The sequence below is a fragment of the Candidatus Protochlamydia naegleriophila genome (assembly GCF_001499655.1).
Lineage (GTDB): Bacteria > Chlamydiota > Chlamydiia > Chlamydiales > Parachlamydiaceae > Protochlamydia > Protochlamydia naegleriophila.
Map to the genome: position 1 here is coordinate 1,248,984 of NZ_LN879502.1, position 15,324 is coordinate 1,264,307.

At 41.9% G+C, this 15,324-nt stretch carries 8 protein-coding genes, 2 tRNA genes and 3 rRNA genes; 10 read left to right on the forward strand and 3 right to left on the reverse strand.

The features are described 5' to 3' along the window. Positions 1-90: 90 nt before the first annotated feature. A 23S ribosomal RNA gene (locus PNK_RS05090) occupies positions 91-3,037 on the forward strand. A 156-nt stretch (positions 3,038-3,193) separates the two neighbouring features. After that, positions 3,194-3,308 (forward strand): 5S ribosomal RNA (rrf, locus tag PNK_RS05095). Between the two features lie 446 nt (positions 3,309-3,754). Here rrf and PNK_RS05100 read toward each other — a convergent pair. Then, positions 3,755-5,191, reverse strand: a complete 1,437-nt coding sequence (locus tag PNK_RS05100) for a hypothetical protein (protein ID WP_032123672.1) — start codon at positions 5,189-5,191, stop codon at positions 3,755-3,757. Between the two features lie 488 nt (positions 5,192-5,679). Here PNK_RS05100 and PNK_RS05105 point away from each other — a divergent pair, with 488 nt between their 5' ends. Further along, positions 5,680-7,389, forward strand: a complete 1,710-nt coding sequence (locus PNK_RS05105) for a hypothetical protein (protein WP_059060706.1) — start codon at positions 5,680-5,682, stop codon at positions 7,387-7,389. A 296-nt stretch (positions 7,390-7,685) separates the two neighbouring features. Here the strand turns inward: PNK_RS05105 and PNK_RS05110 are convergent, their stop codons facing one another. After that, complete coding sequence (locus tag PNK_RS05110) at positions 7,686-8,078, reverse strand: hypothetical protein (RefSeq protein WP_059060708.1); 393 nt, start codon at positions 8,076-8,078, stop codon at positions 7,686-7,688. 116 nt (positions 8,079-8,194) lie between these two features. Here PNK_RS05110 and PNK_RS05115 point away from each other — a divergent pair, with 116 nt between their 5' ends. After that, complete coding sequence (locus tag PNK_RS05115; protein ID WP_059060710.1) at positions 8,195-8,926, forward strand: type IV toxin-antitoxin system AbiEi family antitoxin; 732 nt, start codon at positions 8,195-8,197, stop codon at positions 8,924-8,926. Further along, positions 8,923-9,696: a GSU2403 family nucleotidyltransferase fold protein gene (locus tag PNK_RS05120; RefSeq protein ID WP_032123682.1), complete on the forward strand. Its 774-nt coding sequence runs from the start codon at positions 8,923-8,925 to the stop codon at positions 9,694-9,696. Before PNK_RS05115 ends, PNK_RS05120 begins: the two co-directional genes overlap by 4 nt. Positions 9,697-9,716: 20 nt before the next feature. On the opposite strand, the gene PNK_RS05125 is transcribed toward PNK_RS05120, so the two are convergent. Beyond that, positions 9,717-9,995, reverse strand: a complete 279-nt coding sequence (locus PNK_RS05125) for a hypothetical protein (protein WP_059060713.1) — start codon at positions 9,993-9,995, stop codon at positions 9,717-9,719. A 613-nt stretch (positions 9,996-10,608) separates the two neighbouring features. On the opposite strand from PNK_RS05125, the gene PNK_RS05140 reads away from it, so the two are divergent. The 5 genes from PNK_RS05140 to PNK_RS05160 all read left to right on the forward strand — a co-directional run bounded on the left by PNK_RS05140 (position 10,609) and on the right by PNK_RS05160 (position 15,139). After that, positions 10,609-11,421: a GNAT family N-acetyltransferase gene (locus PNK_RS05140; RefSeq protein ID WP_059060719.1), complete on the forward strand. Its 813-nt coding sequence runs from the start codon at positions 10,609-10,611 to the stop codon at positions 11,419-11,421. A gap of 339 nt (positions 11,422-11,760) precedes the next feature. Then, on the forward strand, positions 11,761-12,927 hold the full coding sequence (locus PNK_RS05145) for a hypothetical protein (RefSeq protein WP_032123683.1): 1,167 nt from the start codon (positions 11,761-11,763) through the stop codon (positions 12,925-12,927). Positions 12,928-13,303: 376 nt separating this feature from the next. After that, positions 13,304-14,843 (forward strand): 16S ribosomal RNA (locus tag PNK_RS05150). 134 nt (positions 14,844-14,977) lie between these two features. After that, positions 14,978-15,050 (forward strand) — tRNA-Ala (locus PNK_RS05155). A gap of 12 nt (positions 15,051-15,062) precedes the next feature. Next, a tRNA-Ile gene (locus tag PNK_RS05160) sits at positions 15,063-15,139 on the forward strand. Positions 15,140-15,324: the final 185 nt, after the last annotated feature.

The following is a 15,324-nucleotide window of genomic DNA, read 5'->3' on the forward strand; positions in this document are numbered from 1 at the left end:
TGAGAATAATCTTCACACAAAATTTAAGTGACATAAGTAGCAATACTTATGTGAGTCGTACTCATACTTAATTGCTTGAGACTAATTTTTGGTCAAGCTATTAAGGGCTATTGGTGGATGCCTTGGCATTAACAGGCGATGAAGGACGCGAAACCTGCGAAAAGCTTCGGTGAGCTGGATAAAAGCTTTGACCCGGAGATATCCGAATGGGGAAACCCAACCAGAGTAATGTCTGGTTATCCTTAACTGAATACATAGGTTAAGGAAGCGACACCTGCCGAACTGAAACATCTAAGTAGGCAGAGGAAAAGAAATCAAATCAGAGATTCCCATAGTAGCGGCGAGCGAACTGGGAAGAGCCCAAACCGCTATTTCTAATAGCGGGGTTGTAGGACTCATCACAATGGCTAGCAAACTTTAGCAGAACATTTCTGGAAAGTCAGGCGACACAGGGTGAAAGCCCCGTATGCGAAAAAGCAAGCTAGCTAGATGAGCACCTGAGTAGGGCCGGACACGTGAAACCCGGTCTGAATCCGGAGGGACCACCCTCCAAGGCTAAATACTCGTTAATGACCGATAGTGAACCAGTACCGTGAGGGAAAGGTGAAAAGAACCCCTGTTAGGGGAGTGAAATAGAACCTGAAACCAATAGCTTACAAACGGTCGAAGGCCTATGCCCAATTTTTTGGGAATGGCTGACGGCGTGCCTTTTGCATGATGAGCCAGCGAGTTGCGTTAAATGGCAAGGTTAAGGGACATCGTTCCGAAGCCGAAGCGAAAGCAAGTCTTAAAAGGGCGTTAAGTCATTTGGCGCAGACACGAAACCAAGTGATCTATCCATGACCAGGTTGAAGCAAGGGTAACACCTTGTGGAGGACCGAACTAGTAACTGTTGAAAAAGTTTTGGATGAGTTGTGGATAGGGGTGAAAGGCCAATCAAACTTGGAGATATCTTGTTCTCTTCGAAATAACTTTCGGGTTAGCCTCGGACAGCCCTTTACAGGGGTAGAGCACTGAATTCACGCGGGGGTCTACCGACCTACCAAAGGAAATCAAACTCCGAATACTGTAAAGTCGTCCGGGAGATAGACAGCGTGGGATAAGCTACGTTGTCAAAAGGGGAACAGCCCAGATCGCCGATTAAGGCCCCTAATTCTATGCTAAGTGAGTAAGGAAGTGGAGTTTCTAAAACAGTTGGGATGTTGGCTTAGAGGCAGCCATCATTTAAAGAGTGCGTAACAGCTCACCAATCGAGAAACTCTGCGCCGATAATATCCGGGACTAAAGCATAGAGCCGAAATCGCGGGTTTATTCTGTATAAGAATAAGCGGTAGGAGAGCGTAGTATGCAGCGTCGAAGGCGTACCGTAAGGAGCGCTGGAGCGCATACTAGTGATAATGCATGGCATGAGTAAACGATAAAGGAGGTGAAAATCCTCCTCGCCGAAAACCTAAGGTTTCCAGGGTAAAGCTCGTCTTCCCTGGGTTAGCCGGTCCCTAAGCCGAGGCTGAAAAGCGTAGGTGATGGAAAGCAGGTTAAATATTCCTGCGCCGCCTAAAACTATGATGAAGGGTCGACGGAGTACGTCAAGCACGCGGACCATTGGATGTGTCCGTGGAACAATGAGGCCGGTTGGTAGGCAAATCCGCCAACATAACGCCAGGTTGGGACTAAGGGGAATCTTCGGAGGAACCGATAGTGTAGCGCAATGCTTCCAAGAAATAGACTCTAATCGTTGATGGCGACCGTACCAAAACCGACACAGGTGGGTGGGAAGAATATTCTAAGGCGCGCGAGAGAACTCTTGTTAAGGAACTCGGCAAATTATCCTCGTAACTTCGGGAGAAGAGGAGCCACAAGTTGTGACAGCACTTGCTGCTTGAGCATCATGTGGCCGCAGAGAAATGGCCCAGGCGACTGTTTAACAAAAACACAGCACTATGCAAAGACGTCTAAGTCGAAGTATATGGTGTGATGCCTGCCCAATGCCAAAAGGTCAAAAGGAGATGTTAGCCGTAAGGCAACGCATTGAATTTAAGCCCTGGTGAATGGCGGCCGTAACTATAACGGTCCTAAGGTAGCGAAATTCCTTGTCGGGTAAGTTCCGACCTGCACGAATGGTATAACGATCTGGGCACTGTCTCAACAAGAGACTCGGTGAAATTGTAGTAGCAGTGAAGATGCTGTTTACCCGCAATAAGACGGAAAGACCCCGTGAACCTTTACTGTACTCTGATATTGGCTCTTGACTTGTCATGTGTAGAATAACCAGGAGACTAAGAAGGTCTGCCGTCAGGTAGGCTGGAGTCGTCGTTGAAATACTGGTCTTGATAAGTCGGGAATCTAACGAAATCCCATGAAGCTGGGATTCGGACATTGTCAGACGGGCAGTTTTGCTGGGGCGGTATCCTCCTAAAGAGTAACGGAGGAGTCCAAAGTTTGCCTCATCGTGGTTGGCAATCACGAGTAGAGCGTAAAGGTATAAGGCAAATTAACTGTGAGACCTGCAAGTCGAACAGAGACGAAAGTCGGGCTTAGTGATCCGGCGGTGGAATGTGGAATCGCCGTCGCTCAACGGATAAAAGGTACTCCGGGGATAACAGGCTTATCGCCACCAAGAGTTCATATCGACGTGGCGGTTTGGCACCTCGATGTCGACTCATCGCATCCTGGGGCTGAAGAAGGTCCCAAGGGTTTGGCTGTTCGCCAATTAAAGCGGTACGCGAGTTGGGTTCAAAACGTCGTGAGACAGTTTGGTCCCTATCTTTTGTGGGCGTAGGATACTTGAGAGGAGCTGCTTCTAGTACGAGAGGACCGAAGTGGACGAACCAATGGTGAGCCGGTTGTTCTGCCAAGAGCATTGCCGGGTAGCTATGTTCGGAACGGATAAGCGTTGAAAGCATATAAACGCCAAGCCTCCCTCAAGATAAGGTATCCCTATCAGACACCATATAGACGATGTGGTTAATAGGTTGGGTGTGTAAGCGCAGTAATGCGTTGAGCTTACCAATACTAATCGGTCGATCGGCTTGACCACCTTTTTTTTACTGAAGGACGAAGACCATTCCCTTCAGCACAAAGTGTGGTCCAATATACAAAATCAAGCGTGTGAGATTATTTTCAAGCACTGTTTTTGGTTTAGTGAATTTACGATTCAGATTTAAACGACAAGACTAAACTTTTATGATTTTCGCTTGGTGGCATTAGAGAGAGGGAAATACCTGATCCCATTCCGAACTCAGAAGTCAAGCCTCTGATCGCCGATGGTACTGCACACAAGAGTGTGGGAGAGTAGGTCGCCGCCAAGTCTTTTTTTTCATGGCCTTAAAACAAACGTTTTAAGGTCCTTTTTTTTTGCCCTCAAATAATCCATTTTTTTCTAGTCGCCCTCCACGCTCACATTATCTTCCCCTTACTCATCGTTCGCTCGGTCCTCACTAGAGGTTTTCAGCCGGCCTACCGGCCTCTCACAACGCTGATTCAATACGATCACGTAGGTAATATTCTATCCAAGCACATGGCTCTTTTTGTTAACGTCTGTCAAATAAACTTAATGTGTTAGAGGTCTTTAGGCCGACTGATCTTAGAGCCCATAGTGAGCGTCTAGCGAGGGACTATGGATGACGGAATAAAAAATAAACAGAGCTCGGAGAGCTGATCAAGGGAGGAAGTTTTGCATTTTGACTAAGAGCTTCATTAGAAGAAAATTAAGCTATTCAATTACCTGTCAAAGGCACTTGAATAGCTTAAGTCTTTAAGCCGCCGCTGCGCTGGACAAGCGGGTATGGATATAGCGCCTTTCTCTTTTTTGGTGGACACAAGCTTCTGCAGGGTTGCTTAGCGTCTTCTGATTCGTATCGCTAGAAGTGCCCTTTGGCTTAGGATGGACTAAGTCTTTTAGAGAAGGTGTTTTTTCAATTGTTTGAGGAATAACGCTAATAGACTGAGATGGCTTATGAAAAGTTTTCTGATTTTGTTTTCCAAAAGCTTGTTGCAGATTTTTATCTGCAGCGCGGTTAACATACGCGAACTTAAGTATGATGAGTTGATCGCTAAAGTCGGCGTCGTTCAAAGACTGCAGTTTATCTCTCTCTTGTATGAAATCTCGGATAAGCTGAATGTCCGCGGCATGATGCGGGTAATTCAATTTATAGACAGAGAGTTTTTCCGTTGCTTTGCAGCCGTTTAAGTAGTCGTTTAAAGCAGTATCCAAATTGGATCGCATCTTAGAATCACGAGAATTCTTGAGATAGGTATTCAATAACGAGACAACTTTAGTAAAGTTGTGGCTCATCGTACGCATAACCGCTAATTGTACGATTTCTTTTTGTGCTTTGTTCATTTCGTTCTTAAACTTGCGAGGATTGACTTCTTCGCATGTTTGACGAGCGATCTTAATTAATGCTTGATTGCCGGCCAACGCCGATTGAGCAAGATTTGGATGCTTTTGCACTTCATCTAGAAAGGTCTGAACGTATTTTATTTTAGCTTCTGTACTTAAAACACGAGTGTGAAAATAGTCTTTCTTTGCTAAAAAGTTTTCTTGAAGAGGATGGACATACCCTTCATCATGCATATTTAACAGTTGATCTGCTGTCTGAGACACGGCTTGCTTTGAAGTTGTCAACGTTTGGCAGATTTGCTCAATATTTTGACTTTTCTGTTTGATGTTATCGATAGTCTTCTGATCTTTTTGCTGCTGGCTATAAACAGCTACTTTTTGCTTAATCGCCTCTGGAAGGGCGTTTTGAGAGAAAGTGGCGAGAAGTTCATCTTCTTTAAATCTACCCGAGGCATAGTACTCGCCAATTTCACAATCGGACATTTTTTCGAGTTGGCTGATAAGCGAAATTCTTTCGTTTAACTTGTTATAAACCGCTTTTTTACACACTTTAAATAGCTGGTTGTAGTCTTTTGAGTCTTCCACAATCTGTGTGCCGCCTTGTAGAAGGGTGTTTTTGACGGCAGCATCGATTTTAGAAAATAGTTGAGGATTGCCTTGAGCAGAATTAAGAAGATGGCTGTAACGCTTGTTATGAATGGCTTGCTTGATTTTGCCACAAACAGAAGGAATTCCTTTCAGGGCGCTTTTTAATGCGTTTCCTACATGCTTGAAAGCATCTGTTATAATTTCCGGATCTTGAGCCATTACCATAGAATGAACTCCCGAATAGGGATCTAGATGGATCATGATAATTTCCTTTTAAGTAAAAAGCTTATTATTAAGAAGTTGTTATTTTATCATTATTAGTTTATTTAGTCGAATGATTTATTTTAATAATCGTGAGTTTGTTGTGGTAATATAAATTTTAATAAACGGCAGATTAAACGCTCTAAAAGAGTTTGCTCTATTTTTTATGCTACAAATGCCAGACCTTTCTCACGACATAGTTTCTTCAAGATAAGGGATTCGACCAAGCAGCATATGTGGTTGACAGATTATCAATCAAGGGAGAGAGAGAATCGGTGAGAAGTGGATTTGTTATTTCTAAGTCAGTCGGGCCAAATTTTTATTTATGAAAATGGCCCTTTATCTTATCTAAATATTTTCTTTATAGCATTTTCACTCGCTTTAGTATAATGAAGGAGAATGAAATTGTTTTTGCAGTTGTTTGTTTTGCTTTTATTGACTTTTATCTTTAAAATATGAATTCTTTTAATAAAAAAATTAATGGTTATATGAATTTTAATTTATCAAGCCCAGCTTCTCAGGATTTGCCACTTCATTATGCGCTTGGAAGAGAGCTGCTGTATCAAAAGTTAAAAGAAGTTCCAATCGCCGTGCTGCAAGCTTTTGAAGACTTTCAAACGGCACTTAGACAGGCTCAGGACAAACTTTGGAAATTGCAGCAGTTGGGGGATTATGAGTGTGCGGATGTTTCCCTGTATGATTTAGAGAAACATAAATTTACTCTGATGTCACCAGCTTTCGTTACAGTTTTTTCAACCTACTATAAAAGCACTGAGAAGCAAAGTAAAACCTATTTAAACGACTTTTTAACCCATCGCCTGATTCCTAAGTTGGCAAGTCGAGTGATTGGAGAAGAGTCTTCTGAAGAGGTGCAGAATTTGCAAACATTCCTTCACTATAAATTAAATAAAGAAAACCCTCTTAGAGAGCCACAGAAAGGGTATGATCACTTGAATGAAAACTGCAGTCGCTTAGTAAATAAAGTTCAGGAACGAAGCATGCGGTCGTCTAGCGAAAGGCAGGAACATAAAGCATTCAAAAAGAGTTTGGAGGGGCAGCTAGCAATTAAAAAAAATGAGTTAGCCCGCCTTAAGGAAAGGAATGCCAACTTAACAGAAAGCTTTAATGGGATAGACTTAGATCTCATCCAGCTAAAGCTTTTGGATGAGAAAAAAACTCCGGCTTTCACTTTAAGCACAAGAGAGTCGAAAGAAAATTTAAACGAGCTGCTTGTCTTCTTAAGAAAAGAGAGCATGCCCTTTGAAGAGCTCAAAGAGATTGTCAATAGAGGTGTTGCCAACAGAAGATGCTTAGAAAAAGTTCTCAATGCATGGAATAATCTTGAAGAAAACCAAGAGGATTTTTGGAGTTGGAAAAACCCTAAATCGGTGTTTCAAGCTTTTAAAGATGCCCTATGCATGCTGCTGAAAGATATTGAACTTTATTGTGTAGAGGTCGAGGAGCTTGAAAACTCCATCGATTGTTTAACCAGGCAGATAGAAGAAAAGCATCTCCAGAGCCACTTAGAAGTCAATGGTGAAACTGAAGCTAAAGATGAAGAGGATGAGGACTCTGGTATTGGGTTTGTGATGGATAATGGTTTGTTTGAAGGTTTATCTATCTTCCAGCAAAACAGTGAGCAAGTTAGCGAGATAGAAGATGGAAAAACAGATGGCGGGGAAAGCCCGACACTTGTTACTCCATACGCTGATTTCTTTGAAGAACTCCCTGCATTGAGAGTTGAAGAACCCGTTTCATTGATGAGTTTGGAAGAGGAAAAAAGTGAAGCGTGTGCAAATCGCGAAGAGCAAAGCATGAATGGCACAAACTATGAAAGAATAAGAGAGGCTGGCCAAGCTGAAACGAGCGTTCACGTTTTAGCTCAATTCCCAGATTTTGATTTGACAGCCCTTGCTTCCGAAACTCCTTGGATAGATCCTTTATATACGCTGGATCGAGTCGATGATGCCTTGATGCCGACTAATGAAGTTGCTGCATTAGCAAAATCATCAGATTCAGAAGATGGGGTTTCAGCGTCTGCTAGCATAGGGAGAGGTGTTGAGCTAAATGCCGAGGCGATCCCTACTTTAAAGTTTAGATTGATAAACGCTTTCAACCGATTTAAAAGCTATGCCCAAAAGACAGCTTTCGAATTTTGGAATCGCATGACAGCGTTTTGGAGACACCTTTCTAGATAAGCAGGAGAAGGCCACTGCTCTTACCGTTTAAGCGGATTATGAGTCCCTTCCTTCTTCTTAAACCACCAAAAATCAATTTGAGGTGGTTTAACGTGGCTTGCTACTCCTATTTGGTCCACCAGTGCTCCACGGATTTTGCGAGATTAGTTAATGATAAAAACGCATGCAGAAGTTAAAAATTGCCGACGTTTCGATTATCAAGGATAATGATCGATTTGGTGATGAATTTAGCGTTTGAAAAACACATCACCAAATCAGGAATTCTTGATTTGGTGACTTTCCTAGAGAAAAATGTTCTAGGCAGATCTTATAGTTGCTCTCGTATTGAATGACGTAAACCCTCCGATAGCCCTCATAAAGATTCGGTCATACATGTCAACATAAACGCAAATAGACAGCTCATGCCCTTCCATTTCTGGCCACAATGGCAATGCATCCGGAGTCAAACGCCCGCTTTCATCCAAACAAGCGTCCACGACACAATAGCCTTCAACTGGAAAAGTATCAGCTTTTGCAGGAAACTTTTCATACCAAACTTTTACAGCAGAGACTCCTAAGGGCTTAGATTCTTCTTCAGTTGGCCACTTTGGGTAACTTTTTGCTGTTACATTCTTTCCTTCATTCCCACCATAAGACAGACGTGGTGGGTATTGCTCGTAATGAGTCCTTAATTTATTTATCATTTCCATGTTGAGCCCCTTTTCTTGTTTTTTATACAGTTAGAGTTGTCTTTTGACTGTTCCGAATTTTAACCTGTCCCATAAATATTGAACAGTGTAAAATAATGAACAGACAAGGAGGGCGTATGGAAGGTCGATTTTTGATAGGCTCAAATGAAAAACTTGTGGAAGGGAATATCTATTCGGACAAATCTGCCGTGGTTCTTGATTGGTTATTGAGAGAAGACATAAAGAGTCGAGAGTTATCTGTGCGAAATGTGTCTAAAGAAGCGGGAGTAAGTCTTGGATCGGTGCAACGCGTTTTTGAGACTTTAGTTTTAAAAGGAATTTTGCAAGTCGAGGGAATAAGAACGGCCAAAAAATTCTTCTTGAAAGAATCCAAACGCCTTCTTGAAGGCTGGTTAGAACATTACAGCATTGTCAAAAAATGCAAAATGAGAACTTATCGTTCAGGGTTCCAGGATAAAGCAGAGCTTTTAGAGACAATCAAAAAGTCCAATCTAAGCAATAAAGTAGTATTGGCTCTTCATTCTGCTGCTGAAGTGTATGGATATAAAAACACCAACTTAAACACCCTTGAACTATACCTGCTTGATCCTTTGCTTAGACCACAACTTGAGAAAAAACTACTATTAGAACCTCAAGAAAGAGGCTATGAAGTTTTGCTTATAGAGCCCTACTACAAAAGCTTGCTTAAAAATAATTGCGACGCAAATCTAGATATCAATGCCTCTCCTTCCATTTTGACTTTTTTGGATTTATATCACTTTCCTTTACGTGGACAAGAACAAGCAGAATTTATGGCAGAACGCCTTCCCGAGCTTAAGCGTATTTTTAAAGGCGGTAAATCGTCATGACATCTAATCAAGAAGACAAAATCATTTCGGAATTTTTAGAATCTATTGGCCCATGGCGAGATTTTGTCATCATTGGAGGTGGTTTTGCTCTTTTTATCTACAAACTTTACTTAAGCGATCCAAAATTGAAAAATCCTCCGGTTGGTACACGAGATATCGATTCTCTCATTCCAAGAAAAATTCCAGAAATATCGAAAAAGAATATTCAAAGTTACCTTCGAGAAGCTGGCTTCAATCATGTTTTTAAAGATCTAGACGATCCAGCAACTGAAGCCTATGTGAAGGACATTGCAGGGGCAGAGGTTGAAATCGAATTCTTGACCGATGACTCTGCCAGAAACAACAAAGATAAAAATGTAGTTATAGCAGGCGTGGTAGCTCAACCACTCAGCTACTTAACTTTAAGTTTGCAGACAACATTAAAGTTTCAGACCTACTCAAACGTTACTGGAAATGTGGTGACACCCGCTGCTTGGATACTCCATAAAGGCCTAACTTTTACGAAACGCAAAAGTTCGCTAAAGATACTTAAGGATCTTTATGGTATTTGGTATGTTGCTTCTCAGTTGGGTGAATTTTCTGACCATGCCTTAGATGAATTCAAGGGACTAGCAAAACAACATCCAAAATGGTTTAAAACTTTTCAGAAAAATTTAAAGAACTGGTTTGAAAATGCATCTCCGAGTGATTGGATGAAGTTAGAAGCTCAAGATCCTTCTGGGAAATTACGCAAGCTTAATTTTGAGCAAATCTCTCACTCTTTTATTTAAATTTTGTTTTCGTCTATGTGTTAATAGAGGTACTCAAAACTTCTTTTGGAAGCCTGTATTACAGAGAGATCCGAGAGCTCATTTCTTATTCCCTCATTAGTGTGTAAAGCTTTTAAAGATTCACCTATTTCTTTCTTTTCTAAGGGAACTTTTTGGCCGTTTTTTATCAGCCTTGCGCCAGTAGGTAAGCCTAATTTTTCCAAAGTCCCAACAAAGTTTGAATGGAGGTACCAGTTCCTTACCATTTGATATTGGTTAATTATATTTCTTTCTTCTTTTGATAATTGTTCTTGAAACACATTTTTATCACTTTCAATAAATCATCTAATTTACAGTTCTAATAATATTTCTGATCTTCATCTTTTAAATTTGTGACCTCATTCAATTTATCAACAACTTTCTGAGATCTCTCCGCAAGATATCTTAATTTGAATTCAATCCAGAGAATTTTGCCAGCTGTTTCTTCTGTTTGAAACTTTAAATTATTAAATGTTCTTATCTCTGCGTTTATGTCCATCATTCAATCCTTTTTAAAAGTGAGCTATTTCAACTCGAATCAAGAATTGCATGCTAAAGGAAGCGAGAAGCGCTATGTTTAACCCCGCCAATTCAGCAATTGGGACTCACATCATAAAATATAACGCTTTTTCTAATAAAATTTATAATATAATCTTTGATCTTTTCCACTCCATTTTTAATAGGAATTGAACAGTGGTAAACGAGCTATAGCAAATATCACGCAAGACATGAAATCTAGACAAAGGTATATTTTTTGCGATGCAACGTTGAAAAATTCTCAATCAAGAGGTATGTTGGGAGCGATTTTTTTTAGTCGTCTGAATGATAAATGGGTTTATGTAGTTGCTGTATTCCTAATAGGCGAAATACAACTGGTTTGTGCGAGAGATGAAAATGGAATATTCGTTAACTGAAGAAAATGAATTAGAAATGCTTAATTCAGATGAGTATGAGATTGCTAAGCCGTTTTTTGATGGTTTTAATACCTATGCATCCATTTTACATTCTATTCTGGAAAAAAGGAGTGTAGGGACAATTTTTACGGACGATAAAAGTAATCCATCCTTTGTTTTAGTCTGTAGTTCTTCGGTAATCGCTAATCTCAATGCCCCTGTCTATCTAGGTGGTAAATTGGATCAGGATTCTTTAAAGAAAGTAATCGCTTATTTGAAATCCCTCCCCAAAGTGTCTTTAGTAGCCTTTTCCGATTGGGAGTTTAGACTCTCCTTTGAAGAAGCTGGGTTTAAGCCTATTGACAGGCTTCAATTGCGGAGGCCTTTTGGTTTTTTCAACGTGGATACTCTTAAGAAATCTCTTTCTCATCAATATTTAGTAGATAAGGTTAACAGCGAAAATTTTTCTCAATGTAATTGGTATTCATACCTTTTAAGTCTATATGGAGATAGTGATCGTTTTTTTAATAACGGAATGGGATTTTGCTTAATTGACCAAGGTAAAGTCGCGGCTGAATCTTATGGATTTATTGCTAAGGATACAGCGGAAATTGGCGTTATTACAGATAAAAATTATCGCAATCAGAACTTAGGGACTATTGTCAGTGCCTTTATGTTGGATTACTGCTATAAAAATGATATAGAACCTTATTGGAATTGTGATATTAGTAATCCTGCCTCAGCCATAGTCGCTAAAAAGCTTGGTTTTGAAGAAAATTGTAGATATTTGTTCCTCAGATGGAATGTCTCTTAAATTTCCAGCTTTATAGATGTGTCTTTTTAAGTTAGTTTATAGATTTCGGATAAAATCAGGTTGAATTTGTATGGGTGGTTTCGGCAGTGGAAAGGGGTCAAGACTTGTGAACCATTTACTACGTTAATGGACTACAAGCAGTGTCCAAAAGGATGGGGCAACTTGGACTTGAACCAAGGGCCAGCGGATTATTAATTAGACCTTAAAACAATCGTTTTAGGGTCTTTTTTTTATACAATAGCCAGATTAACGGTTGTTTTTTATTAAATTAACAGCCGGTTTAAAAGAAATTAACGAACTACAGCTAGAGTCATGGGGTTTTATTAACAATGAAACTTTATGGTTTTAGATATGGCTTATTTATCTCCTCATGGACTGTCAGCACCCATTACTCCTACATTCTTATTGACTCAGCCCTTTCGAGAAGCTAAGCATAATCTTGCTTTAGCATTTGGTGGCAAAGAAATTAGCTGGATTCAGGGGGCAAAGCATTTCATGGCAGGGCTCATCTTGAGCATTCCCCTTATCAATTCGATTGCATTGCTCGCCTTCCGTTTCTTTGGCGAGAGCCAGCGTCTTTTTGCTCAATCAAATGGCCGGTTTCCAGAGCGTGGGTTTGAGCCTTCATTTTGCACGAATGTCCCACAGGCTCGGCCCAATGAAACGTCTCCTCCAGCGCTTTCAGTTCGGGAATTTGCCCAGGATTTTTTACAGCAGATCTTTGATGAGCTTGTGGGAGAGCAAAAAGAACGGCGGTTTATGGTTGCTTTGCAACCGGAAGGGTACCTGACAGTTCGACATCATGAACAAGAAATGGCTTTAAGCGAGCTTCTGAATCATGTCGATTGGCGTGCCTTAGAAGAGAAGTGGGGTGGATGTTCTCAAGAAGAATTGCAAAGCTACCTAAACCGCTCACTTGTTTTCGAAACAATCCAGGCAGAGGGTTCTTCACCATTTAGGATGTCAGAGCCTTTTATCCGCTGTTATACAACCCACGGCCTCTATTCTTGGCTCAACCCTTTATTGCGCAAAGGCGTCTTAGTAGAGGGACGCTTGCCATTTGCGACTCAAGAAACCGTCAAACAGGTTCTTCAAAAAAACAGTGAGGTAGTCGATCGCGTGGCTAAAGAATTGCTTTTCATAAGCATGATAACAGCAGCTAGGTTAAATGCACTTCCACACAGATATAAGGCTGAGTGTCGAGTCATTAGAATGGCTCATGTGCCAATAGATGTTTTTGAGGAAATGGAAGAGGGAGCAGAAATCGTCGAAAGAGGGTTTATGAGTGCCTCTGCACCAGGTGGAATGTTTGCTGGTGGCGGCCCTTGTAGCGAGGAGTGTTCCCGGGTCAAATTCATCATTTACTCTAAAAATGGCAAATACGTTCGGAGCTTTAGCCAACTTCCAGAGAACGAGGTGCTATTTAAACCTTTTACAACATTTAAAGTGCTGCAGCGAACGGGGAGTCAAGCAGCGGGATATCGCGTCGAGCTTGAAGAGGTCTAAATTAATGGCCAATGTGAGCGCCGCGTTCGAGGTCCTACACCCAAGAGTAGAGCTAAAGAGTTCGCCTGTGAATTCTTTAGTGTGTTGCAAAGTATTTTGATAATGAGTGGATTAGGGTGATTTTCTTTCTTTTTTTTTATTTATGTGTTGCAGTTAATTCTCCGTTTCGCTAATCTTTTGGTACTTCAACGATGAATAAATCGTAAATAGCAGATGCCAACGAGCTCTGCATGAGTGTTTTGACAGTATAAGAGAGACAATGTGCAAGCATAAACAATAGAGCTTGTGTGAGACAGTTTACCTGTCACACATATTAGTATCGCTCAAGATGCGATACGATTAATATAATCAACTCAATTTTTCAAGAGTTTATTTTTTCTGTGAGAATTTGATCTTGGTTCAGATTGAATGCTGACGGCGTGGATGAGGCATGCAAGTCGAACGGAACCTTCGGGTTCAGTGGCGGAAGGGTTAGTAATACATGGGTAACCTGCCTTTAACTCTGGGATAACGGTTGGAAACGACCGCTAATACCAGATACGGTGAGAATAAGACATCTTTTTCTTATTAAAGTGGGGGATCGTAAGACCTCGCGGTTAAAGAGGGGCCCATGCGATATCAGCTAGTTGGTGTGGTAAAGGCGCACCAAGGCTAAGACGTCTAGGCGGATTGAGAGATTGACCGCCAACACTGGGACTGAGAACTGCCCAGACTCCTACGGGAGGCTGCAGTCGAGAATCATTCGCAATGGGCGAAAGCCTGACGATGCGACGCCGTGTGAGCGAAGAAGGCCTTAGGGTCGTAAAGCTCTTTCGCTTGGGAATAAGATAAACTGGCTAATATCCAGTAAGTTTGAACGTACCAGGTAAAGAAGCACCGGCTAACTCCGTGCCAGCAGCTGCGGTAATACGGAGGGTGCAAGCATTAATCGGATTTATTGGGCGTAAAGGGCGCGTAGGCGGGGATGTAAGTCAGACGTGAAATCCCGGGGCTCAACCTCGGAACAGCATTTGAAACTACATCTCTCGAGGGTAGGCGGAGAAAACGGAATTCCACAAGTAGCGGTGAAATGCGTAGATATGTGGAAGAACACCGGTGGCGAAGGCGGTTTTCTAGCTTATTCCTGACGCTAAAGCGCGAAAGCAAGGGGATCAAACAGGATTAGATACCCTGGTAGTCCTTGCCGTAAACTATGTATACTTGGTGTAACTGGACTCAACCCTAGTTGTGCCGTAGCTAACGCGTTAAGTATACCGCCTGGGGAGTACAGTCGCAAGGCTGAAACTCAAAAGAATTGACGGGGACCCGCACAAGCAGTGGAGCATGTGGTTTAATTCGATGCAACGCGAAGAACCTTACCCAGACTTGACATGCAGTAGACCGGTCTAGAAATAGGCCTTTCCTTCGGGACTGCTGCACAGGTGCTGCATGGCTGTCGTCAGCTCGTGCCGTGAGGTGTTGGGTTAAGTCCCGCAACGAGCGCAACCCTTATCATTAGTTGCCAACATTTAAGGTGGGAACTCTAATGAGACTGCCTGGGTTAACCAGGAGGAAGGTGAGGATGACGTCAAGTCCGCATGGCCCTTATGTCTGGGGCTACACACGTGCTACAATGGTCGGTACAAAAGGCAGCGAAACCGCGAGGTGAAGCAAATCCCGAAAGCCGGCCCCAGTTCAGATTGTAGTCTGCAACTCGACTACATGAAGACGGAATTGCTAGTAATGGCGAGTCAGCAACATCGCCGTGAATACGTTCCCGGGTCTTGTACACACCGCCCGTCACATCATGGGAGTTGGTTTTACCCGAATCCGCTGGCTTAACCGCAAGGAAAGAGGCGTGTAAGGTAAGGCCGATGACTGGGATGAAGTCGTAACAAGGTAGCCCTACCGGAAGGTGGGGCTGGATCACCTCCTTTAAAGGACAGTTTGCTTTAATTAGCAAACAGGTTGGGCAAGCTCTATTAGCTCGTACATTGTCTTACTTGTGCTGTGAAAGCATCGTTATCTATAAAAGATCGCAAATCTTAAGACATCCGATCTTTATTGAATCGGGGGCTTAGCTTAGTTGGTAGAGCGTCTGATTTGCATTCAGAAGGTCAGGAGTTCGAATCTCCTAGCCTCCAAGATTTGCACTTGCGGTTATAGCTCAGTTGGTTAGAGCGCGACACTGATAATGTCGAGGTCCCAAGTTCAAGTCTTGGTAACCGCACCAGTTAAAATTTACATAACAGCTTATTGTTATAAAATAGCCTGCTTCGTGTAGGCAAATACGTTATTTTGAAAGTCATAAAAGTTTAAGAATCAAGTTTAATCTAAAAACGTTGATTGTTTGGTAACAAACAATGAAACGTGAATACGTAAAGTAGATGTAAATCATCTTATTAAAACAATTCACTG

Excerpts from the sequence above, each read along its gene's own strand:
- PNK_RS05100 (WP_032123672.1), bottom strand. The coding sequence starts at position 5,191 with ATGATCCATCTAGATCCCTATTCGGGAGTTCATTCTATGGTAATGGCT.
- PNK_RS05105 (WP_059060706.1), top strand. The coding sequence starts at position 5,680 with ATGAATTTTAATTTATCAAGCCCAGCTTCTCAGGATTTGCCACTTCAT.
- PNK_RS05110 (WP_059060708.1), bottom strand. The coding sequence starts at position 8,078 with ATGGAAATGATAAATAAATTAAGGACTCATTACGAGCAATACCCACCA.
- PNK_RS05115 (WP_059060710.1), top strand. The coding sequence starts at position 8,195 with ATGGAAGGTCGATTTTTGATAGGCTCAAATGAAAAACTTGTGGAAGGG.
- PNK_RS05120 (WP_032123682.1), top strand. The coding sequence starts at position 8,923 with ATGACATCTAATCAAGAAGACAAAATCATTTCGGAATTTTTAGAATCT.
- PNK_RS05140 (WP_059060719.1), top strand. The coding sequence starts at position 10,609 with ATGGAATATTCGTTAACTGAAGAAAATGAATTAGAAATGCTTAATTCA.
- PNK_RS05145 (WP_032123683.1), top strand. The coding sequence starts at position 11,761 with ATGGTTTTAGATATGGCTTATTTATCTCCTCATGGACTGTCAGCACCC.